Origin of the sequence: Ramlibacter sp. AN1133 (genome assembly GCF_037890035.1) — a bacterium.
GTDB lineage: Bacteria > Pseudomonadota > Gammaproteobacteria > Burkholderiales > Burkholderiaceae_C > Ramlibacter.
Genome location: NZ_JBBKTQ010000005.1, coordinates 201395 through 221320, shown reverse-complemented (window position 1 = coordinate 221320; position 19926 = coordinate 201395). Strand labels below are relative to the sequence as shown.

Here is a 19926-nt window from a genome sequence, read left to right as displayed (position 1 = left end):
CATCGCATCGGCGCCGGCGCAACACGGGAGCTTCCCGTAGTCGCCCGGGGCAGCCGACCGCCGGGGGTCCCCATCCCCCACATGGGTAGTCCCGGCTCCCCCCTTCGCGGTGATAGACGCTGCACGGGCCGCTGCGCCTAATCCCCCCATGCTGCGCGCTGCCATCGGGGTCGTCTGCGGCGTGCTCGCCACGCTGGCGCCCGCGCACGCCGCGAGCCTGGGCGCGCCGGCGCAGGTCGCATGGTGGATCTGGCCGCTGGCCCTGTTCGCCTGCTGCTTCCTGCTCGGGATCGTGGCCGTGCCCGCGGGCATCGGCGGCGGCACGCTGTTCGTGCCGATCGTGGCCAGCTTCTTTCCCTTCCACCTGGATTTCGTGCGCGGCGCCGGCCTGCTGGTGGCGCTGGCCAGCGCACTGTCGTCCGGCCCCATGCTGCTGCGCAGCGGCCTGGGCAGCCTGCGGCTGACGCTGCCGCTGGCGGTGCTGGCCTCCGCCAGCGCCATCGGCGGGGCGATGCTGGGGCTGGCGCTGCCCGCCGCGGCGGTGCAGGTGATGCTCGGCGTGCTGGTGCTGGGCATCGTCGGCGTGATGCTGCTGTCGCACGGCAGCGAATATCCGCTGGTGCGGCGGTCGGACCTGCTGGCGCGCTCGCTGGCGCTGCACGGCATGTTCGTGGACCGCGCGTCCGGGCGCACCGTGCAATGGCAGGTACACCACACCCTGGGCGGGCTGGCCGCGTTCACCGTCATCGGCGTGATGGCCGGCATGTTCGGCATCGGCGCCGGCTGGGCCAACGTGCCGGTGCTGAACCTCGTGATGGGCACGCCCCTGAAGCTGGCCGCGGGCACGTCGGGCGTGGTGCTGTCGCTGGTCGACTCGTCCGCCGCCTGGGTCTACCTGCACCGCGGGGCGGTGCTGCCGCTGATCGCCGTGCCCTCGGTGCTGGGGACCATGCTGGGTGCGCGCATCGGCGCGCGCCTGCTGCACCGCCTGGACGCCCGCGCGATCCGGCGGCTGGTGCTGGGCGTGCTGCTGTTCGCGGGGCTGCGCGCCCTGCTCAAGGGCACGGGAGTGTGGCCATGACGCCGGCGCCCGCCGGCGCGGCGATCGCGCAGTCGACGGCCCAGCTGCGCTATGCGGCGGTGCTGGAATGGGGCACGCGCATCGGCTTTGCCGTGCTGCTGGCGAGCTTGCCCGCCTATGTCCTGGGCTGGTTGCCAGGGCATGTGGCGCCGGAGGCGCTGCCGCAGTTCTGGTCGCAGCCGGTGGCGGACTACCTGCGCCAGACCGGCTCGCCGCGGGGCTGGGCGTGGCTGGCGCTGCTGCATCGCGGCGACGTCCTGGGGCTGGCCGGCATCGGCATCCTGGCGGGCTGCTCCGCCTTCGCGCTGCTGGCGCTGGTGCCGCTGTACGCGGCCCGGCGCGACCGGCCCTTCGTGGCCCTTTGCCTGCTCGAGATCCTGGTGCTGGTGGCTGCGGCCTCGGGAGTGCTGGTGGAATGAGCGATGCGCTGAAATTCCTCGTCCAGGCGCGGCCGCAGGCGATGGGGCATTACTTCGCCTTCCTCAAGGACTGCGGCACCCGGCTCGACCCGAAGACGCGCAACCTGATCTCCGTGATCACCAAGGTGCATGCGCAGACCGAGCGCGGGCTGCGCCAGTACCTCGCGCGGGCGCTGCGCGAAGGCTGCAGCGGCGAGGAAATCCTCGACGCGCTGCTGATGGCCTTTCCCACGCTGGGCCTGGCGAAGATCGTCTGGGCGGTGGACGTGATCCTCGCGCTGGAGCTGCCCGAGTTCGCCTTCGCCGCGCCTCCAGCGGAGCCGGAACAACCCCGCTGGCATGCGCTGCCGCAGGCGCAGGCGATCGCGCCCGGGCAGACGCAACGCATCGAGTGCGACGGCCGCGCCGTGTTCGTGCACCGCGCGCAGGAGGGCTGGCGCGTGTTCGACAGCCGCTGCCCGCACCAGGGCACGGACATCCCGCAGCTCGCGCTGGCGGGCGACACGCTGGTCTGTCCGCGGCACGGCTGGCGCTTCGATGCCCGCTCCGGTGCCTGCACGGCGCCCGGGCACGAGCCGCTGCGCGAACGGGATTGCCGCCTGCAGGATGGGCAACTGCAGGCGTACTGGTAGGCGAGTGCCCCAACGACCACAACGACGGAGACAAGCATGGAGATTCTCAAGCGCCTGGCCCGGCTCGCGCCGCTGGCCGGGGCCCTGGCGGCACTGCCCGCCTTTGCCACCAACGGCTACTTCCCGCACGGCTACGGCCTCAAGGCCAAGGGCATGGGCGGCGCGTCGCTCGCGCTGGCGCAGGACGCCATGGGCGGCGCCAACAACCCGGCCAGCATGGTCTGGGCCGGCTCGCGCTTCGACGCCGGCGCCGACGCCTTCAGCCCGCGGCGCGACGCCGAGCGCAGCGGCGCGGGTTTTCCGACGCTGAACGGGCGGGTGGAAAGCGGCCGCAAGTGGTTCGGCGTGCCCGAGGTCGGCTACAACCGCATGCTGCGCGACGACCTGTCGGTGGGCCTCACGGTCTACGGCAACGGCGGCATGAACACCAGCTATCCGCAGGGCAACTTCAACTGCGGCGCCGGGCCGGCCAACATGCTGTGCGGCTCCGGCGGCCTCGGCGTCGACCTGATGCAGCTGGTGGTCGCGCCGACGGTGGCGTACAAGCTCGCGCCGCGGCACTCGGTAGGTGCGGCGCTGCTGCTCGGCTACCAGCGCTTCGAGGCCCTCGGCCTGCATGCGTTCGACAACGCGCCCGGCTTCCCGCCGTTCACGCAGTCGCCGGGCAACGTCACCAACCGCGGCCACGACCACTCCTTCGGGGCCGGCGTGCGCCTGGGCTATTTCGGCCGGCTCACCGACGCGCTGACCGTGGGCGCCGCCTTCGCGCCGAAGATGAACATGCGCCGCTTCGACCGCTACGCGGGCCTGTTCGCCGGCAACGGGGACTTCGACATTCCGCAGAACTACGGGATCGGCGTGGCGTTCACCCCGGCGCCGGCCTGGACGCTGGCGGCGGACTGGCAGCGCATCAACTATTCCGGCGTGGCCTCGGTCGGCAACCCGAGCGCCGCGCGGGCGCCGCTGGGCGCCGCCAACGGCCCCGGCTTCGGCTGGCGCGACATCGACGTGTTCAAGCTCGGCGCGGCCTGGCGCATGAACGAGCGCCTGACGCTGCGCGCCGGCTACAACCGCGGCGACAACCCGATCCGCGCCAGCGACGTCAGCTTCAACATCCTGGCACCGGGCGTGATGACGAGCCACTACACCGCCGGCTTCACCTGGGCGCTGACGAAGGACAACGAGCTGACCGGCGCCTTCATGGTCGCGCCGCGGCGCAGCGTCACCGGGCCGTCGCTGTTCAACGCGGTGCTGGGCCCGGGCGCGGGCGGCACCGAGACGATCCGCATGCGCGAATTCTCCGTCGGCCTGGCCTGGGGCCGGCGCTTCTGATGCCGGTGCTGCACGACCCCCTGGCGCCGCCGTACGCGGGCGCGGCCACGCAGGTGAAGACGACCACCTGCTACATGTGCGCCTGCCGCTGCGGCATCCGCGTGCACCTGCGCGACGGCGAGGTGCGCTACATCGACGGCAACCCGGAGCATCCCCTGAACAAGGGCGTGATCTGCGCCAAGGGGTCGGCCGGCATCATGAAGCAGCTGTCGCCGGCGCGGCTGACGCAGCCGCTGCTGCGCAAGCGCGGCAGCGAGCGCGGCGCCGGCGAGTTCGAGCCGATTTCGTGGGAGCGGGCGTTCTCCATCCTGGAGGCGCGTCTCGCACGCATCCGTGCCACCGACCCGAAGAAGTTCGCGCTGTTCACCGGCCGCGACCAGATGCAGGCCCTGACCGGCCTGTTCGCGCGCCAGTTCGGCACGCCCAACTACGCCGCGCACGGCGGCTTCTGCTCGGTGAACATGGCCGCCGGCATGATCTATTCGGTGGGCGGCAGCTTCTGGGAATTCGGCGGCCCGGACCTCGAGCGGGCGAAGCTGTTCGTCATGCTCGGCACGGCGGAGGACCACCACAGCAACCCCCTGAAGGCGGCGATCTCCGGGTTCAAGCGTGCCGGCGGCCGCTTCATCTCCGTCAACCCGGTGCGCACCGGCTACTCCGCGATCGCCGACGAGTGGATCCCGATCCGCCCCGGCACCGACGGCGCCCTGCTGATGGCGCTGCTGCACGAACTCGTGCGCACCGGCCAGGTGGACCACGCGTTCCTCAAGCGCTTCACCAACGCGCCGCAACTCGTGGTGCTCGACGAGGGCGAGCGCGAGGGCCTGTTCGCCTTCGACCCGCAGGCCGGCCCGCCCGGCGACGGCCGCCATCCGCACAACAAGCTGGTGTGGGACCGCGCATCAGGCCGCGCGGTGCACGCCTATCCGGAAGGCATCGCCGAGGGCATGGACCCGGCGCTGGAAGGACGCTACACGCTGCCTGACGGCACGCGGGTCGCCCCCGCATTCCAGCTCCTGGCGGACCGCGTGCGCGACTGCACGCCCGAATGGGCCGGCGCCATCACCGGCATCCCCGCCGAACGCATCCGCCGCCTCGCCGCGGAAATGGGCGATGCCGCGTTCCGGCAGGCCTTCGAGCTGCCGATTGCCTGGACCGACGCCTGGGGCCGGGAGCATGCGACGACGCAGGCGCGGCCGGTCGCCTTCCATGCGATGCGCGGGCTGGCGGCGCATTCCAACGGCTTCCAGACGGTGCGCGCGCTGGCGGTGCTGATGACGCTGCTGGGCACCATCGACGCGCCCGGAGGCTTTCGCCACAAGGCGCCGTACCCGCGCCACATCGTGCCGAACTACCGCGCGTTCAACGACCCGGAGCAGATCCGGCCGAACACGCCGCTGAACGCGGCGCCGCTGGGATTCCCGGCCAGCCCCGAGGAACTGGCCATCCTCGCGGACGGCACGCCCCTGCGCATCGACCATGCGTTCTCGTGGGAGCACCCGCTGGCGGCGCACGGGATGATGCACAACGTGATCGCCAACGCGGCACGCGGCGACCCGTACCGCATCGACACGCTGCTGCTGTTCATGGCCAACATGGCCTGGAACTCCAGCATGGACCCGCTGGTGGCGCGCGAGATGCTCACGCGCAAGGACCACGCGGGCGAATACATGATCCCGTTCATCGCGGTGTGCGACACCTTCCAGAGCGAGACGGTCGCCTTCGCCGACCTCGTGCTGCCGGACACCACGTACCTGGAGCGGCACGACGTCATGAGCATGCTGGACCGGCCGATCTCCGAATTCGACGGGCCGGTCGATTCGGTGCGGGTGCCGGTGGTGAAGCCGCCGCCGGGCTGCAAGCCCTTCCAGGAAGTGCTGGTGGAACTCGCCTCGCGGCTGAAGCTGCCCGCCTTCACCACGCCCGAGGGCGGCCGCAAGTTCACCGGCTACCAGGACTTCATCGTCAACTTCCAGCCGCAGCCCGGTGTCGGCTTCCTCATGGGGTGGCGCGGCGCCGATGGCGGCGAGCACCTGCGCGGCGCCCCCAACCCGAAGCAGTGGGAGATGTACGCGGCCAACAACTGCGTGTTCCAGCACCACCTGCCGCAGGAGATGCACTTCATGCGCAACTGGAACCGCGCCTATCTCGATTTCGCGCAGGCCAAGGGCTGGCGGCAGAAGAACGACCCGATCCAGCTGGCGATCTATTCGGACTGCCTGCAAAGCTTCCGCCTGGCGGCGCAGGGCAAGACCCGCGGCCGCCAGCCGCCCGAGCACCTGCGCCAGCGCATCGCCACCTACTTCGATCCGCTGCCCTTCTGGTATGCGCCGCTGGAAGACGCGGCCACGGAGCTTGCGGCCTACCCGCTCCATGCCGTGACGCAGCGGCCGATGGCGATGTACCACTCCTGGGACTCGCAGAACGCGTGGCTGCGGCAGATCCACAGCCACAACTACCTGCACGTGCATCCCGCGACGGCGGCGGCGGCCGGCGTGGCCGACGGCGGCTGGGCCTGGGTGGAGAGCCAGTGGGGCAGCGTGCGCTGCATGCTGCGCTACTCGCAGGCGGTGGAGCCCGGCACCGTCTGGACCTGGAACGCGATCGGCAAGGCGCGCGGGGCCTGGGGGCTGGCCGACGACGCCGACGAGTCGCGCAAGGGCTTCCTGCTGAACCACCTGATCTCCAGCGAATTGCCCGACCCGCGCGGGGGAGGACGCCACATGAGCAACTCCGATCCCGTCACCGGGCAGGCGGGCTGGTACGACGTGCGCGTGCGCATCCGGCCGGCCGAACCCGGTGCCGCGCACGAGACGATGCCGCAGATGCCCGCCGTGCCCGCCGCGCCCGGCACGCGGGCGGCGCGACAGGTGATCGCGTACCTGGCGGGAAGGAGCCGGCGGTGAGCGCGCGTGACGCCGAGGAAGCCCTCGCCGCCGCGGCGGCGGCAAGCGCCGGCGTGCCGGATGCAACGCTGGCGAAGCAGCTCGCGCTGGTGATCGACCTCGACGTGTGCGTCGGCTGCCACGCCTGCGTGACCTCCTGCAAGCAGTGGAACACCTCCGGCGCGGCGGGGCCGCTGGCCGACCGCTCGCCCTATGGCGCTGCGCCGACCGGCACCTTCTTCAACCGCGTGCAGACCTACGAGGCGGGCACCTTTCCCGCGACCGACACGATCCACTTCCCCAAGAGCTGCCTGCATTGCCAGGAGCCGCCTTGCGTGCCGGTGTGCCCCACCGGCGCCAGCTACAAGCGCAAGTCCGACGGCATCGTGCTGGTCGACTTCGACAAGTGCATCGGCTGCAAGTACTGCTCATGGGCCTGCCCCTACGGCGCGCGCGAATTCGACGAGGAGCGCAAGGTGATGACCAAGTGCACCCTGTGCGTGGACCGCATCCACGACGCCGCGCTGCCCGAGGCCGATCGCAAGCCGGCGTGCGTGAAGGCCTGTCCCACCGGTGCGCGCCTGTTCGGCGACGTTGCCGATCCGCAGTCCGCCGTCTCGCGCGCGATCGCCGAGCGCGGCGGCTACGCGCTGATGCCGGAGTGGGGCACGCAGCCCGCCAACCGCTACCTGCCGCGGCGCTCGCAGGCCGCGGAAGCCCCGGAGCCGGGAGGCGGCGCATGAACCCCGCATGGTCGGTCGTGTTCTTCACCGTGCTGGCGGGCTGCGGCCAGGGGCTGGCCGTGGCGCTGGCGCTGGCCGTGCTGGCGGGCGCGATCGCGCCCGCGACGCCCTTCCTGCTCTGGGGCCTGGCCCTGGCGATGCTGCTGCTCGTGGGCGGGCTGGCTTCCTCCTTCCTGCACCTGGGGCATCCGCTGCGCGGCTGGCGTGCCGCCGCCATGTGGCGCACGTCCTGGTTGTCGCGCGAGGTGATCGTCCTGCCCGCCTTCATCGGCGTGCTCGCGGCGTGGTGGCTCGCCGTGTGGCGGGGGGCACCGGTGCCGGCGCTGGACTGGGCGCTGCCGCTGGCGGCGATCGGCGGCGCCGCGCTGCTGTGGCTGTGCACCGCGATGATCTACGCCTGCATCCGCTTCATCCAGGAGTGGGCCCATCCGCTGACGGTGGCGAACTACGTCCTGATCGGACTCTCCTCGGGCCTCGTGCTGGCGGCGGCACTGGCCTTCGCGCGCGGCGAAGCGCGGCTCGCGTCGGCGCTGGGTGCGCCGGCGCTGCTCGTCACCCTGGTCGCGGGCATCGTGCGCATGGCCAGCTTCCGGCGCAACGCTGGTCTCAAGCCCCGCTCGACGCTGCAGTCCGCCACCGGCATCCGCGCCCGGCGGCTGGTGCAGATGACCATGGGGCTGTCCGGCGGCAGCTTCAACACGCGCGAGTTCTTCCACGGCCTGGCGGAGGCCGCGGTCCGGCGGGTGCGCTTGGCCGCCCTCGCGCTGGGCTTCGGGCTCCCCCTGGCGCTGGGCGCGTGGGCCTTGCTGACCGGCACCGGCACCGCGTGGCTGGCCGCCGTGCTGGTCCAGGCGGTGGGCCTGCTGGCGGAGCGCTGGGTCTTCTTCGCCCAGGCGCGGCATCCGCAGAACCTGTACTACCAGCGGGTGGGTTGAGCGGGGGCTGCGTCGTATCGTCCGTTCGGCGAGGTGGCCGGGCGTTGCGGTACCCGTGTCGGCCTGAGCCACCGCGCGGCGGCGACCGCTCAGGCCCCGATCTGCCTGCCGGTGTGTTCCAGGCAGCGTTCGATGTCGGCCACGTCGATGGTTTCGCCGGGCTTCACCTTCACGTCGACCGCCACTCCCGCCGCGGTCGCCGAAACCTCGATCGACTGCAACTTGTCGTACTGCGGCGTGGGGCAGGAACAGGTCCCGCCCGCGCACTTGCCGAGTTCCTGCAGCAATTCGCCCTGTTTCTCGCCGGTCACCGAAGCGGTGATGCGCAGGCCTTGTGCCGTCTGGTGGATTGCATGGTCCATTCTTTCTCTCCTTGGGTGATTCGCGCCGCTGTCAGGGGGCAGCCGCCGGACGCGGGGCGATGGACGAGAGCCGCGCGGCGAGGCTGCCGCTGGACAACTCGCCGACGCGTGCGCCTGCCAGCCGGCCCTGCGAGTCGAAGAACAGGGTGGTCGGCAGGGCGGCCGCGCCCAGCTCGCCCGCAAGCTGTCCTTGCGCATCGAGCAGCACGTTGCGCAGGCCGAGGCCGCGCGCTCCCAGGAAGGAGATCACGCGTCCAGCCGGTTCGCGCTGGTTGACGAAGACGAACTCCACGTCCGTGCGTTCCTGCTGCGCCTGCTGCAGCACCGGCATCTCGCGGATGCATGGCGGGCACCACGTTGCCCACAGGTTCACCACGACGGGCTTGCCCCGGAAGCTCGCGAGCGCGACCTCCCGTCCGTCCAGGGCGCTCAGGGACAGCTGCGGCAGCTGCGGCGTGCGCTCCTGCAGTGCGCCGGGTAGCAGGGCCGCCGCTGCCCAGACGCAGGCGCTGGTCGCGAGCGCGGCGCTCAGCGGCCACGCCAGCGCACGCTGCCGCAGCGCCAGCAGCAAGGCCGCGGCGCCGGCGGCGATGAAGCCGCCCAGGGCGTCCCAGCCGCCGTCCCTCGGGTCCAGGATGGACAGGGGCGCCGTGCGATAGGCGTCGATCGCCTGCAGCACGAACATGGAACGGGCGCCGAGCAGCCCCGCCAGCAGGACGAGGGCGAGCTGCGCATCGATGTCCAGCTTCTGGTGGCGCACCGCGAGCATGCCCGCCAACCAGCCGAGGCAGACGCAGCCCAGCGCAACGAGCGGCGCGACCGGCAGGGCGAGGGGGCCGAGGGCGATCGACTGGTTCATGGATCCCGGATGCGCCGGGGCCGCCTCAGCGGCCCGTGGCCACGGCAGCGTCGACCGGGGCGATGCCCGAAGCCGGCGGGGCAAGTTCGGCGTTGACGCGCGCGAGCAGCCCCTCCTCGAGGCTGCCGGCGGCGGCGGCCAGCCGCAGCCGCTGCAGTTGCAGCTGGACGCGCGCCTGCAGCAGCGCCAGTTCGGCCGCGGCCGTGTCGTTCTGCGCGTTGAGGAGGTCCAGGGTCGTGCGGTCGCCCGCCTGCAACCCCACCTGCGTGGCGTCGAGGCGGGCGAGACTCGCGCGCCAGGCGCTTTCGAGGGCGGTCGTGCGGCCCCGCGCCACCGAGAGTTCGAGCCAGGCGCCGCGCGCCTGCTGCACGGCCCGTTCGCGGGCCTGCTCCAGTTCGGCGCGGGCCTGCTCGGCCAGCGCCAGGGTTTCGGCCTGCTTCGCGCGGCGCCAGCCGCCGGTATAGAGCGGCACCGTCAGCTGCACGCCGATGGCGCGCTGCACCGACTGGTTGCTCGCGCTGCCGAAGTCGCCGCTGCCCGAGATGCGCTCGCGACCGAGCTGGGCGACGGCATCGAGCGTGGGCGACAGCGCCGCCGCCGTCTTGCGCGCCTCCTGTTCGGCGTTGCGCACCTGCGCCTCGGCCAGCAGCACCTGCGGGTTGTCGCGCGCGGCGCGGGTGAGCCAGGCGGCGAGCGGCTCGGGTTCCTCGGCCGCCGCGGCCGCCGGCAGCGCCAGTGGCGCGCCCGGCTCCATGCCCATGAGGTCGGCCAGGCGCGCCCGCCGGATCTCGAGCTCGCTCTGGGCCGCGAGCCTCTGCGCCTGCAGGGCCGCGGCGCGGGCCCGCGCCTCGTGCACGTCCGTCACCGGCCGGTCGCCGATGCGGAAGCGGTCCTCGGCTTCGACGCGGGCGCGTTCCACCGCATCGAGTTGCTGCGACGCCAGGCGCAGCTGGTGCGCACCGAGGGCGGCGTCGAAATAGCGCTCGGCGCTGCGCACAATCAGGGCCTGCTGCGCCGCCTGCCACTGGCGCTCGGCCACTTCGCCGGCGATGCGCAGTTGCTCGGACTGCGCCGAGCGTTCGCGGTCGTAGAGCGGCTGCCTCAGGGAAAGGGCGTAGCGCGTGCTCGCGCCGCCCGTGACCGAAGTGTCGAACGCCACGCCCGTGCTCTGGCCGAAGCCGGGGGCCGAGAACTGCGCGCCGCGCGCCGCCGTCTCGGCGTCGGCCAGTGCCACGCCGGCCTGCAGCGACACGGTCGGCCGCCAGAGGGCGCCGGCCTGCTCGCGGCGGGCCTGTCCGGCGGCGCGCGCGGCCCGGGCCGCGGCGATTTCGGGGTCGTGCGCCGCGGCGGCACGCCACGCGTCCAGCAGGTCCGTCGCCCGCGCGGCCGGTGCCGCCAGGAGGACGGCGAGCAGGAGGGGGGCGAGCCGCGCGTCCATGGTCAGCAGCCCTTCTGCACGCCGAGCTTGCGCAGGATGATCTCCAGCGGGCACCAGCGCGTGAGCGAGCTTTGCAGCAGGTTGGCGCCGACGAAGGCGGTGAGGGCCAGCCACCAGGTGCTCACGAACAGCGGGCTGCCCGGCACGCCGAGGGCGAGCGACAGGAGGATGAAGGTGCCTGCGAACAGGCGCACGATTTGCCACGAGGTCATGCGGAAGCTCCTTGGTTTGCGGCTAGGAAGGCGGGGTCGGCCACCGGGCGCTTGCGGTGGCTGACGAAGAACAGCAGCGGGATGACGACCAGCGTCAGCAGCGTGCTGGCGAAGATGCCGAAGATCAGCGAGATCGCCAGCCCGTTGAAGATCGGGTCGTCCAGGATGAAGAAGGCGCCCAGCATGGCGGCCATGCCGGTCAGCAGGATCGGCTGCGCGCGCGTGGCGGCGGAGTGCACCACCGCTTGCGCCAGCGGCACGCCGCGCGCGAGCTGCAGCTCGATGAAGTCCACCAGCAGGATCGAGTTGCGCACGATGATGCCGGCCAGCGCGATCATGCCGATCATGCTGGTGGCGGTGAACTGCGCGCCCAGCAGCGCGTGGCCCGGCATCACGCCGACGATGGTCAGCGGGATGGGCGCCATGATGATCAGCGGCGTGAGGTAGGAGCCGAAGTGCGCCACCACCAGCAGGTAGATCAGCACCAGGCCCACCGCGTAGGCCGCGCCCATGTCGCGGAAGGTCTCGTACGTGATCTGCGACTCGCCGTCCCATTTCAGCGCGTAGCCGCGCCAGGCGTCGGAAGGCTGGTGGATGAAGTACTCGCCCAGCGTGCCGCCGTCGGGCGTGCGGATCGCGGCCAGCGACTCGCGCATGCGGAACATGCCGTACAGGGGGCTGTCGACGGCGCCGGCCATGTCGCCCACCACGTAGTTCACCGGCAGCAGGTCCTTGTGGTACACGGGCTGCTCGCGCAGCGTGTCGCTCACCGTCACCAGTTCGCGGATCGGCACCAGCTGGCCGCGGGCGCCGCGCACGGCCAGCTGCAGCAGCGCGTCGATCTCGCCCTGCGCTTCGGCCGGCAGCTGCAGCACCGCCGGCGCCGGGTACTTCGTTTCGTCGTGCAGCCAGGCCGCGGACTCGCCGGCCAGGCCGGCGCGCAGGGTACTCACGATGGCCTGCTGCGGCACGCCCTGCAGGGCGGCCTTGCGCCGGTCCACCAGCAGCAGCTTGCGCGGTGCCGCCGCGATGCTGCTGTCGTCGACGTCGACGACACCGGGCGTCTGCTCGAAGACGGCGCGCACCGCGTGCGCCACCTGCTGGCGGCCGGCCGCGTCGGGGCCGTAGATCTCCGCCACGATGGGCGCCAGCACCGGCGGGCCGGGCGGCACCTCCACCACCTTCACGTTGGCGCCGTGGCGCTTGCCGATCGCCTGCAGCGCGGGGCGCAGGCGGGTGGCGATGGCGTGGCTCTGCTCGTGCCGGTGCGCCTTGTCGACCAGGTTCACCTGCAGGTCGCCGACCTCGCCGCCGGCGCGCAGGTAGTACTGGCGCACGAGGCCGTTGAAGTTGATCGGCGCGGCGGTGCCCGCATAGGCCTGGTAATCCACGACCTCGGGCTGGCGCGACAGGTGGTCGCCGAGTTCGCGCAGCACGCCGGCCGTGCGTTCCACCGGCGTGCCCGCGGGCATGTCCACCACCACCTGGAACTCCGACTTGTTGTCGAACGGCAGCATCTTCAGCACCACCAGCCCCACGGCCGGCAGCACCAGCGACACGAGGATCAGGCCGCCGACCACGGCGCCCAGCAGCTTGCGGTTGCGGGCGCCGCGGCGCGGATCGAGCAGCGGACGGAACACGCGCTCGAACAGCGGCCCCAGCCTGGCCGCCAGGCCCTTGCCCGCATCGGGCTGGGCGCCGTGCCCATGGCGCATCCACAGCCGCGCCAGCCAGGGCGTGACGACGAAGGCGATGGCCAGCGACAGCAGCATGCCCATGCTGGCATTGATCGGGATCGGGCTCATGTACGGGCCCATCAGGCCGCTCACGAAGGCCATCGGCAGCAGGGCGGCGATCACGGTGAGCGTGGCCAGGATGGTCGGCCCGCCCACTTCGTCCACCGCGCCCGGAATGAGTTCGCGCAGCGTCTTGTGCGGCTCCAGGGCCTGGTGCCGGTGGATGTTCTCCACCACCACGATGGCGTCGTCCACCAGGATGCCGATCGAGAAGATCAGCGCGAACAGCGACACCCGGTTGAGCGTGAAGCCCCAGGCCCAGGACGCGAACAGGGTCACCGTCAGCGTCAGGACGACGGCGCTGCCGACGATGGCGGCCTCGCGCCGGCCGAGGGCGAAGAACACCAGCGCCACCACCGAGGCAGTGGCGAACATCAGCTTCTGGATCAGCTTGAGCGCCTTGTCGTTGGCGGTGGCGCCGTAGTTGCGCGTCTCGGCCACGTCCACGCCTTGCGGGATCACCGTGTTGCGCAGTTCGGCCACGCGCCGCATCACCGCGTCGGCGACGTCGATGGCGTTCTCGCCCGGCTTCTTGGTGATGGCCAGCGTGACGGCCGGATACTCGCCGCCGCCCTGGCCGGTGACGCCGTGCCACACGTAGCGCTGGGCCGGCAAGGCGCCGTCGCGCACCGCGGCGATGTCCTGCAGGAACACGGGCCGGCCGTCGCGCACCGCGACGATCAGCTCGCCGACGTCGCGCGCGTCGCGCAGGAAGGGCCCGGCCTCCAGCGCCACCGAGCGGTTGCCGCCCAGCAGCTCGCCCACCGGGGCGCCGAGGTTGGCCGACTGCAACGCCTGCCGCAGTTCGGCGACCGTGACGCCGGCGCTCGCCATGCGCGCCGGATCGAGTTCGACCACGATGCCGCGGCCGGGCCCGCCGATGGTCACCACCTCGCGCGTGCCCGGTACGCGCTTCAAGTCCGTCTCGACGCTGTGCGCCACCCGCTCGAGGTCGAACGAGCCCATGCGAGCGTCGCGCGCGAACAGCGTCAGGCCCACCACCGGCACGTCGTCGATGCCCTTGGGCTTGATGATCGGCTCGCCCACGCCGAGCCCGCGCGGCAGCCAGTCCGCATTGGCGTTGAGCGTGTCGTACAGGCGCACCAGCGCCTCGGTGCGCGGCACGCCGACCTTGAACTGCACGGTGATCACCGCCAGCCCGGGCCGCGAGACCGACATGACGTGTTCGATGCCCGCGATCTGCGACAGCACCTGTTCGGCCGGCGTGGCGACCATCTGCTCGACGTCGCGCGCCGAGGCGCCGGGGAAGGGCACCAGCACGTTGGCCATGGTGACGTTGATCTGCGGCTCTTCCTCCCGCGGCGTGACCAGCACGGCGAACACGCCGAGCAGGAAGGCGACGAGGGCCAGCAGCGGCGTGATCTGCGCCGACTGGAAGAAGCCGGCGATGCGGCCGGAGATGCCGAGGCGCGGGTTGCTCATGCAGGTTCCCCCGGGCGTCAGCGCGTGCGCGCCGCCAGTTGCGGCTCGAGCGCGACCCGTTCGCCGGCGCTGATGCCGCTGAGGACCTCGATCCGGTCGCCCTCCGCCCGGCCCAGCCGCACCTGCCGCAGCAGCGCGCGGCCATCCGGGCCCACCACGTACACGCCCACGAGTTCCGCGCGCCGGATCACCGCCTGCTGCGGGACGAACACGCGGCTGTCCGCGCCGTTGGCGAGCGGCAGCCAGGCGCGCGCGAACATGCCGGGGGCCACGCCGGCCAGGCCGGCGGGCAGGTCCAGCCGCAGTTCGAGCGTGTGGGTGGCGGGATCCACCGTGGGCAGCAGCTGCGCGCGGGTGGGCACGATGCGCTGGGCCAGGCCGGGGATCTCCGCCTGCGCGACCAGGTCGCGCGGCAGGCGCAGGGCCGCGGTCTGCGGCACGGACGCCTTCACGCGCAGCGCCGCCGGGTCGTAGAGGGTCAGCAGCGGCCGGCCGGGCATGGCCATGTCGCCGAGCACCACCGCCACGTCGGCGACGACGCCGGCGTAGGGTGCGCGCACGATGTGGAAGTCGGACTGCGTGCGGGCGGCGCCGGCGTTGGCGAGCTGGGCCGCGGCTTCCGCCTGCGTTGCCTTGAACTGCGCCTCGGCCCGCTCCAGGGCCGCACGGCTGATGTAGTTCTTCTCGAACAGCTGCTTCTGCCGGTCGTACTCGCGGGCGGCGGCCTCCTGCGTGGCGCGCGCGGCCCGCACCTGCGCCGCGCCGGCGGCGGCGTTCTGTTCGGCCGCGCGGGCGTCCAGGCGCAGCAGCACCTGGCCGGCCTGCACGCGGTCGCCCGCCTTGACGGTCAGGGCCACGACCGCGCCCGGGACCTGGGCGGCGACGGAAGTCTGCCGCAGCGCCTCGACGACACCGTCGTACGAGGCGCTGCGGCCGCTGGTCGCGGCGCTGGCCACCTCGGTCCGCAGGTCCTTGCCCGGCACCCGGTCGGTGGGCGCGGGATCGGCGGCGCAGGCGGCGGTCTGGAAGCATGCCAGCAGCAAGGCGGCCGCGGAAGCGGCCAGCCAGGCGGCCGTGGCACGGGCGGCGGAGCGGTGGTGGGAGGGGTGGATCGGTCGTCGCATGGGGTTGCCTCTTGCGGCTGTGCTTGCAAGTGCTATTATTTAGTCATTCAGTTAAGAATGCAAGTAGCCAAACATTCCCGAAGGAGATCTTCGTGAGGCATGATGTGGACCACCTTCCCGATCCCTGCGCATTCATGAAAGACCTACCGCCCGAAGCCCTGGAGAAAGTGGCCGAGTACTTCCGTGCCCTGTCCGAGCCGACGCGGCTGAACATCCTCAACCTGCTGCGCTCCGGCGAACGCAACGTGGGCGAGCTGGCCGAGGCGACCGGCTACACCGCCGCCAACGTGTCGCGGCACCTCACCTTCCTCACGCAGCAAGGCCTGGTGCGGCGGGACGCCCGCGGCACCTCCGCCTACTACAGCATCGCCGACGACTCGGTGTACGCCCTGTGCGACCTGGTGTGCGGCAGCATCGCGCGCCAGCACGAACGCGCCGCCGTGCACGGACGCCTGTTCGCCACGGTGATGCCGGGCAAGCGCCGCCGGCAGGGCTGAAGGGGGGAGCAGGCGATGCGCCGGACGACCCTCGCGATCGTGGCCGCCGCCGGCGTGCTGCTCGTGGCCGCGGCGGGCCTGGCCTCCTGGCGCCTGCTGCGTCCGCTGCCGGTGGCGGCGACCGCCATCACCCAGGGCAGCGTCGAGGCCAGCGTGAGCGGTCCCGGCACGGTGCAGGCGCGCGTTCCCGTCACCCTCAGCGCCAGGCTCACGTCCACGGTCGTGCGGGTGGACGCCGACGTCGGCGACGCGGTGCACCGCGGCCAGCGCCTGGTCGTCCTGGATGCGCGCGACCTGTCGGCCCGGCGCTCCGCGGTTCTGAGCCAGCAGGAGTCGGTCGCGCGCCAGGTGGAGGCGGCGGACGCGGCGGTTGCCAAGGCCGATGCGGACCTCGAAGGGGCCGTGGCCCGCCAGCGGCGCGACGCGGACCTGCATGCCACCGGCTTCGTGTCGGTGGCCTCGCTCGATGCCTCGACGGCCACGGCGCGGGCGGCGCAGGCCGCCCTCCTGGGGGCGCGGGCCACCGCCGCGGCACGGCGCGCGGACCAGCTTGCGCTGCGGCAGGAAGGCGTCGTCGCCGACACGCTGCTCGGCCACGCGCAGTTGACGGCGCCCATGGCGGGCGTGGTGATCCAGCGCCTGGTGGAGCCGGGCACGACGGTCGCGCCGGGCACGCCGATCCTGCGCATCGTCGATCCGGCATCGCTGTGGGTCACCACGCGTGTCGACGAAGCCGTGGTCGAACAGGTCAGGGCCGGCCAGGCCGCCACCATCCGGCTGCGCAGCGGCACCGTGGTGCGCGGGCAGGTCACCCGCGTCGCACTGCAGTCGGACGCTGCCACCCGCGAACTGGACGTGCAGGTGTCCTTCGCCGGAACGCCGCCGCGCGTGGCCATCGACCAGGAGGCGCAGGTCCGCATCGCGACCGGCCGGGTGGCGGGGCTCGTGGCGCCCGTCTCGGCGCTGGCGCAGGACGCGAGCGGCCGCCGCGGTGTGCTGCGGGTGGTGGCCGGGCGCACGCACTTCGTGGCCGTGGAAACCGGGCCGAGCGCCGACGGACAGGTGCTCGTGCGCGCCGGGCTCTCCGCCGGCGACGTGGTGGTGAGCGATGCGAGCCGTGCCAGGCCCGGCATGCGGGTGCAGCCCGTCGTCGCCGCGACGGCGCAGGGGCAGCCGTGGAACTCGCGCTGAAGGACATCCGCCGGCACCTCGGCCGCTTCCTGGCGACGATGGCGGGCGTGGCGATGCTGCTGGCGATCGTCCTCGTGATGAACGGCATCTACCGCGGCAACATCGCCGACGGCGTGTGGCTGATCGAGAACACCGCGACCGACCTCTGGGTGGTGGAAGGCGGGCGGGGCGGTCCCTTCAACGAACCGTCGCGCCTGCCGCAGGACAGCTACCGCAGCGTGGCGGCCACTCCCGGTGTCGAAACGGCCAGTCCGCTGGTGGTCTACACGGCGCAGCGCACGCTGCGCGACGGCGAGGCGGCCAGCCAGCAGTTCACCGTGGTCGGCTACGACGTGCAGGCGGGCCTCGGCCGGCCCGGGCGGCTGGTGCAGGGCCGCGCGATCGAGGCGCCGCACTGGGAGATGGTCGCGGACGGCAAGCTCGGCCTGGGCCTGGGGGAACTCGCGACCCTGGGCAACGACCGCTACCGGGTGGTGGGCCTCACCCGGGGCGCGGTGGATGCGAGCGGCAACCCGCTGGTGTACCTGTCGCTGCCCGACGCGCAGAAGGTGCAGTTCGAGCAGGATCCGCATGCCGTCGTCGCCGCGCGCGCGGCGACGCTGCAGCGCCTGGAGCGCATCGGCGTGCGGGGCGCGCAGGCCACTGCGCTGCTGCCGCTGTTCGGCGACAGCGCGGGCACCATCAACGCGGTGCTGGTGCGCCTGCACCCCGCGTCGGACGCCGGGCGCGTCGCGCAGCACGTGCGCGACTGGCTCCACTTCGACGTGTACACCACGGCGCAGGAGCGCAGCCTGATGCTGGAGGGGCGCCTGAGCCGGATCTCCTCGGTGCTGGGCCTGTTCCGCGCGCTGCTTGTGCTCGTCTCGATCGTGATCATCGGGCTGGTGGTCTACGTGCTGACCATCGAGAAGATCCGCTCCATCGCCACGCTCAAGCTGATCGGCGCGCCGAACCACCTGATCGTGCGGCTGATCGTGACGCAGTCGCTTCTGCTCACGCTCGGCGCCTTCGTGCTGGCGTACGCGCTGCGCGAGTGGATCGCACCGGGGTTCCCGCGCACGCTGGCGTTCACCGGCGTGGAAACGGGCATCACCTTCGCCGTCATGCTCGTGGGCGGCGTGCTGGCGAGCCTGCTGGCGGTGTGGCACGCGCTGCGGACGCCGCCGCAGCTCGCGCTGGGAGGTTGACGCATGGCCGTCGTGGAAATCACCGGCGTGAGCCAGACCTTCGGCAGCGGCGAGGCCGCCGTGCACGCGCTCCAGCCGACGTCGCTCTCGGTGCAGGGCGGCGAGCTGGCGGCGCTGCTGGGCCCCAGCGGCTCCGGCAAGAGCACCCTGCTGCTGGCGATCGGCATGATCCAGCCTCCGCTCACGGGCCGCGTGGTGATCGCCGGCGAGTGCCTGTACGACGACGGGCCGACGGGCGTGGACGTGCGCGCCTTCCGCCGGCGCAAGATCGGCTTCGTGTTCCAGCAGCACAACCTGATTCCCTTCCTCACCGCGCGCGAGAACGTGGCCCTCATGCTGCAGCTCAATGGTGCGGGCAAGCGCGCGGCGGCGCGCCGCGCCGATGAACTGCTGGACTACCTGGAGATCGCGCACCGCGCCCACGCCCTGCCGGCGCGCCTTTCCGGCGGCGAGCAGCAGAGGGTGGCGATCGGCCGTGCGCTGGCGAACGACCCGGTGCTGGTCCTGGCCGACGAGCCCACGGCGGCGCTCGACACCGCGCGCGGCATGAAGTCGATGGCGCTGCTGCGCCGCATCGCGCGCGAGCGCGGATCGGCCGTGATCACCGTCACGCACGACCAGCGCATGATCGAAGGCTTCGACACGGTGTACCACCTCGACGACGGCCGCCTCGAGAAGGTGCAGCGGAGTCACCCCCGCGACGTCGCCATCGCAGGCTGAGCCAGCCTGGTGCCTGCGGGCGTGACATAAGTCTTCATTTGCAGCCTCTGCCGCACGCCACGTTACCTGGGACGCGGAATGTTGCCGTGCGGAGCTTCGGCTGTAGGTGCGGTCGGACGGACGTGGGAACGAATGGACGACGCAGCGGCGGACATGACCCGACACGAGGTGCCGCGCGGAACTGACTCCGCGCAAGTTCCCGCTCACTACTCTAGACATCGCTGGCCAACACGAGCCCGCAGGTTCAAAGGTTCAACAAATCAAGTTCTAGGAGAAGTTGCAATGGCTGTTCTGAAAAAAATTGCCGGTCTGGTTGCCGGTGTTTCCGCTGTCGCCGTCGTCGGTCTCGCCGTCGCCCAAGGCATCCCCCCCAACCCCTTCGTGACCAACCCCGCCCTGGGCGCCGGCCAGCAGAGCTCTCACCTGACCTCCATGGGTGAGACCGGCGTGCCGGGCCTGCTGGACCAGGTCCAGACCGCCCAGGTCACGACCGTGCGCGAAGTCGCCCGCGTCGAACAGCCCGCCCCGATCGTCGCCCAGGCCCAGCCCCCGGCCCCGGTGATCGTGCAGGAACAGCAGCAGATGGGTGCCGCCCCGGCGCCGATCGAGCAGCCCGCTCCCGCGCCCGTGATGCGTCGCAAGGCCGACCGCGGCTAAGCAGTACGCCTGAAGCTGGGACGCGCCCTTGGCGGGCGGTCCTAGCCGGCATCGAAAGCGGCGCGCATCCACTGGAGCGCGCCGTTTTCCATGCTGACCACGTCGAAGCGGCACGGCGGCGGCTGCCGCAGCCGCAGCAGGTAGTGCTGCGCGGCGAACACCACGCGCCGCTGCTTTTCCCACCCGATGCTGCCCGCCGCGCCGCCGAAGCCGCGGCTGGCGCGCTTGCGCACTTCCACGAACACCAGCGTGCCGTCGGGCTCGCGCATGATCAGGTCGATCTCGCCGCCGCCGCGGTGCGGCGTCCGATAATTGCGCGCGACGAGCGCGAGTCCCTGCTGCTGCAGATGGGCCAGCGCGCGGTCTTCCGCGGCAGCGCCGTCGTCCCTGGTGCTCACGGCGTGGGCCCCCTT

General features: G+C 72.3%; 19 protein-coding genes. 12 read left to right on the top strand and 7 right to left on the bottom strand.

The window, feature by feature from the left end:
* Window positions 1–148 precede the first annotated feature (148 nt).
* The 7 genes from WG923_RS09000 to WG923_RS08970 are packed head-to-tail and all read left to right on the top strand — an operon-like array spanning window position 149 to window position 8027.
* Window positions 149–1081 (top strand): sulfite exporter TauE/SafE family protein, encoded by a 933-nt coding sequence (locus WG923_RS09000; RefSeq protein WP_340350601.1) that lies wholly within the window; start codon window positions 149–151, stop codon window positions 1079–1081.
* Window positions 1078–1500, top strand: a complete 423-nt coding sequence (locus WG923_RS08995) for a hypothetical protein (RefSeq protein ID WP_340350600.1) — start codon at window positions 1078–1080, stop codon at window positions 1498–1500. Before WG923_RS09000 ends, WG923_RS08995 begins: the two co-directional genes overlap by 4 nt.
* Window positions 1497–2132, top strand: a complete 636-nt coding sequence (locus WG923_RS08990) for a Rieske 2Fe-2S domain-containing protein (RefSeq protein WP_340350599.1) — start codon at window positions 1497–1499, stop codon at window positions 2130–2132. The genes WG923_RS08995 and WG923_RS08990 overlap by 4 nt, the downstream gene beginning before the upstream one ends.
* Window positions 2133–2168: 36 nt before the next feature.
* Window positions 2169–3464 (top strand): OmpP1/FadL family transporter, encoded by a 1296-nt coding sequence (locus WG923_RS08985; RefSeq protein ID WP_340350598.1) that lies wholly within the window; start codon window positions 2169–2171, stop codon window positions 3462–3464.
* Window positions 3464–6370 (top strand): molybdopterin oxidoreductase family protein, encoded by a 2907-nt coding sequence (locus tag WG923_RS08980; RefSeq protein WP_340350597.1) that lies wholly within the window; start codon window positions 3464–3466, stop codon window positions 6368–6370. The genes WG923_RS08985 and WG923_RS08980 overlap by 1 nt, the downstream gene beginning before the upstream one ends.
* Window positions 6367–7092, top strand: a complete 726-nt coding sequence (locus WG923_RS08975; protein ID WP_445322910.1) for a 4Fe-4S dicluster domain-containing protein — start codon at window positions 6367–6369, stop codon at window positions 7090–7092. The genes WG923_RS08980 and WG923_RS08975 overlap by 4 nt, the downstream gene beginning before the upstream one ends.
* Window positions 7089–8027 (top strand): dimethyl sulfoxide reductase anchor subunit family protein, encoded by a 939-nt coding sequence (locus WG923_RS08970; RefSeq protein ID WP_340350596.1) that lies wholly within the window; start codon window positions 7089–7091, stop codon window positions 8025–8027. Before WG923_RS08975 ends, WG923_RS08970 begins: the two co-directional genes overlap by 4 nt.
* 89 nt (window positions 8028–8116) lie before the next feature.
* Here the strand turns inward: WG923_RS08970 and WG923_RS08965 are convergent, their stop codons facing one another.
* The 6 genes from WG923_RS08965 to WG923_RS08940 are packed head-to-tail and all read right to left on the bottom strand — an operon-like array spanning window position 8117 to window position 15261.
* Window positions 8117–8389 (bottom strand): hypothetical protein, encoded by a 273-nt coding sequence (locus WG923_RS08965; protein ID WP_340350595.1) that lies wholly within the window; start codon window positions 8387–8389, stop codon window positions 8117–8119.
* A 31-nt stretch (window positions 8390–8420) separates the two neighbouring features.
* Window positions 8421–9248, bottom strand: coding sequence for a TlpA family protein disulfide reductase (locus WG923_RS08960; RefSeq protein WP_340350594.1), 828 nt, complete (start codon window positions 9246–9248; stop codon window positions 8421–8423).
* Between the two features lie 25 nt (window positions 9249–9273).
* Window positions 9274–10686: a TolC family outer membrane protein gene (locus WG923_RS08955; RefSeq protein ID WP_340350593.1), complete on the bottom strand. Its 1413-nt coding sequence runs from the start codon at window positions 10684–10686 to the stop codon at window positions 9274–9276.
* 2 nt (window positions 10687–10688) lie between these two features.
* Entirely contained in the window at window positions 10689–10898 is a 210-nt protein-coding gene (locus WG923_RS08950) for a YgaP family membrane protein (RefSeq protein WP_340350592.1), read from the bottom strand.
* Window positions 10895–14137: an efflux RND transporter permease subunit gene (locus tag WG923_RS08945; RefSeq protein ID WP_340350591.1), complete on the bottom strand. Its 3243-nt coding sequence runs from the start codon at window positions 14135–14137 to the stop codon at window positions 10895–10897. The genes WG923_RS08950 and WG923_RS08945 overlap by 4 nt, the downstream gene beginning before the upstream one ends.
* Window positions 14138–14154: 17 nt before the next feature.
* The gene (locus WG923_RS08940; protein WP_340350590.1) at window positions 14155–15261 is read right to left on the bottom strand and encodes an efflux RND transporter periplasmic adaptor subunit; all 1107 of its coding nucleotides are present in this window, start codon (window positions 15259–15261) and stop codon (window positions 14155–14157) included.
* Window positions 15262–15395: 134 nt separating this feature from the next.
* Between WG923_RS08940 and WG923_RS08935 the strand changes: the two genes are divergently transcribed.
* The 5 genes from WG923_RS08935 (at window position 15396) to WG923_RS08915 (ending at window position 19513) form a co-directional block, all read left to right on the top strand.
* Window positions 15396–15758 (top strand): ArsR/SmtB family transcription factor, encoded by a 363-nt coding sequence (locus WG923_RS08935; RefSeq protein WP_340350589.1) that lies wholly within the window; start codon window positions 15396–15398, stop codon window positions 15756–15758.
* 15 nt (window positions 15759–15773) lie between these two features.
* Complete coding sequence (locus WG923_RS08930) at window positions 15774–16949, top strand: efflux RND transporter periplasmic adaptor subunit (protein ID WP_340350588.1); 1176 nt, start codon at window positions 15774–15776, stop codon at window positions 16947–16949.
* Window positions 16934–18136: an ABC transporter permease gene (locus tag WG923_RS08925; RefSeq protein ID WP_340350587.1), complete on the top strand. Its 1203-nt coding sequence runs from the start codon at window positions 16934–16936 to the stop codon at window positions 18134–18136. Before WG923_RS08930 ends, WG923_RS08925 begins: the two co-directional genes overlap by 16 nt.
* Window positions 18137–18139: 3 nt before the next feature.
* Window positions 18140–18856, top strand: a complete 717-nt coding sequence (locus WG923_RS08920) for an ABC transporter ATP-binding protein (protein ID WP_340350586.1) — start codon at window positions 18140–18142, stop codon at window positions 18854–18856.
* A 282-nt stretch (window positions 18857–19138) separates the two neighbouring features.
* Entirely contained in the window at window positions 19139–19513 is a 375-nt protein-coding gene (locus WG923_RS08915; protein ID WP_340350585.1) for a hypothetical protein, read from the top strand.
* Between the two features lie 41 nt (window positions 19514–19554).
* Here WG923_RS08915 and WG923_RS08910 read toward each other — a convergent pair whose 3' ends face one another.
* Window positions 19555–19911 (bottom strand): YraN family protein, encoded by a 357-nt coding sequence (locus tag WG923_RS08910; protein ID WP_340350584.1) that lies wholly within the window; start codon window positions 19909–19911, stop codon window positions 19555–19557.
* Between the last annotated feature and the right edge of the window lie 15 nt (window positions 19912–19926).

What these genes read in the sequence shown, in the direction of transcription:
- WG923_RS08990 (WP_340350599.1), top strand. Translation starts at nt 1,497, where the DNA reads ATGAGCGATGCGCTGAAATTCCTCGTCCAGGCGCGGCCGCAGGCGATG.
- WG923_RS08960 (WP_340350594.1), bottom strand. Translation starts at nt 9,248, where the DNA reads ATGAACCAGTCGATCGCCCTCGGCCCCCTCGCCCTGCCGGTCGCGCCG.
- WG923_RS08930 (WP_340350588.1), top strand. Translation starts at nt 15,774, where the DNA reads ATGCGCCGGACGACCCTCGCGATCGTGGCCGCCGCCGGCGTGCTGCTC.
- WG923_RS08995 (WP_340350600.1), top strand. Translation starts at nt 1,078, where the DNA reads ATGACGCCGGCGCCCGCCGGCGCGGCGATCGCGCAGTCGACGGCCCAG.
- WG923_RS08955 (WP_340350593.1), bottom strand. Translation starts at nt 10,686, where the DNA reads ATGGACGCGCGGCTCGCCCCCCTCCTGCTCGCCGTCCTCCTGGCGGCA.
- WG923_RS09000 (WP_340350601.1), top strand. Translation starts at nt 149, where the DNA reads ATGCTGCGCGCTGCCATCGGGGTCGTCTGCGGCGTGCTCGCCACGCTG.
- WG923_RS08980 (WP_340350597.1), top strand. Translation starts at nt 3,464, where the DNA reads ATGCCGGTGCTGCACGACCCCCTGGCGCCGCCGTACGCGGGCGCGGCC.
- WG923_RS08920 (WP_340350586.1), top strand. Translation starts at nt 18,140, where the DNA reads ATGGCCGTCGTGGAAATCACCGGCGTGAGCCAGACCTTCGGCAGCGGC.
- WG923_RS08935 (WP_340350589.1), top strand. Translation starts at nt 15,396, where the DNA reads ATGAAAGACCTACCGCCCGAAGCCCTGGAGAAAGTGGCCGAGTACTTC.
- WG923_RS08940 (WP_340350590.1), bottom strand. Translation starts at nt 15,261, where the DNA reads ATGCGACGACCGATCCACCCCTCCCACCACCGCTCCGCCGCCCGTGCC.
- WG923_RS08950 (WP_340350592.1), bottom strand. Translation starts at nt 10,898, where the DNA reads ATGACCTCGTGGCAAATCGTGCGCCTGTTCGCAGGCACCTTCATCCTC.
- WG923_RS08945 (WP_340350591.1), bottom strand. Translation starts at nt 14,137, where the DNA reads ATGAGCAACCCGCGCCTCGGCATCTCCGGCCGCATCGCCGGCTTCTTC.
- WG923_RS08970 (WP_340350596.1), top strand. Translation starts at nt 7,089, where the DNA reads ATGAACCCCGCATGGTCGGTCGTGTTCTTCACCGTGCTGGCGGGCTGC.
- WG923_RS08965 (WP_340350595.1), bottom strand. Translation starts at nt 8,389, where the DNA reads ATGGACCATGCAATCCACCAGACGGCACAAGGCCTGCGCATCACCGCT.
- WG923_RS08985 (WP_340350598.1), top strand. Translation starts at nt 2,169, where the DNA reads ATGGAGATTCTCAAGCGCCTGGCCCGGCTCGCGCCGCTGGCCGGGGCC.
- WG923_RS08915 (WP_340350585.1), top strand. Translation starts at nt 19,139, where the DNA reads ATGGCTGTTCTGAAAAAAATTGCCGGTCTGGTTGCCGGTGTTTCCGCT.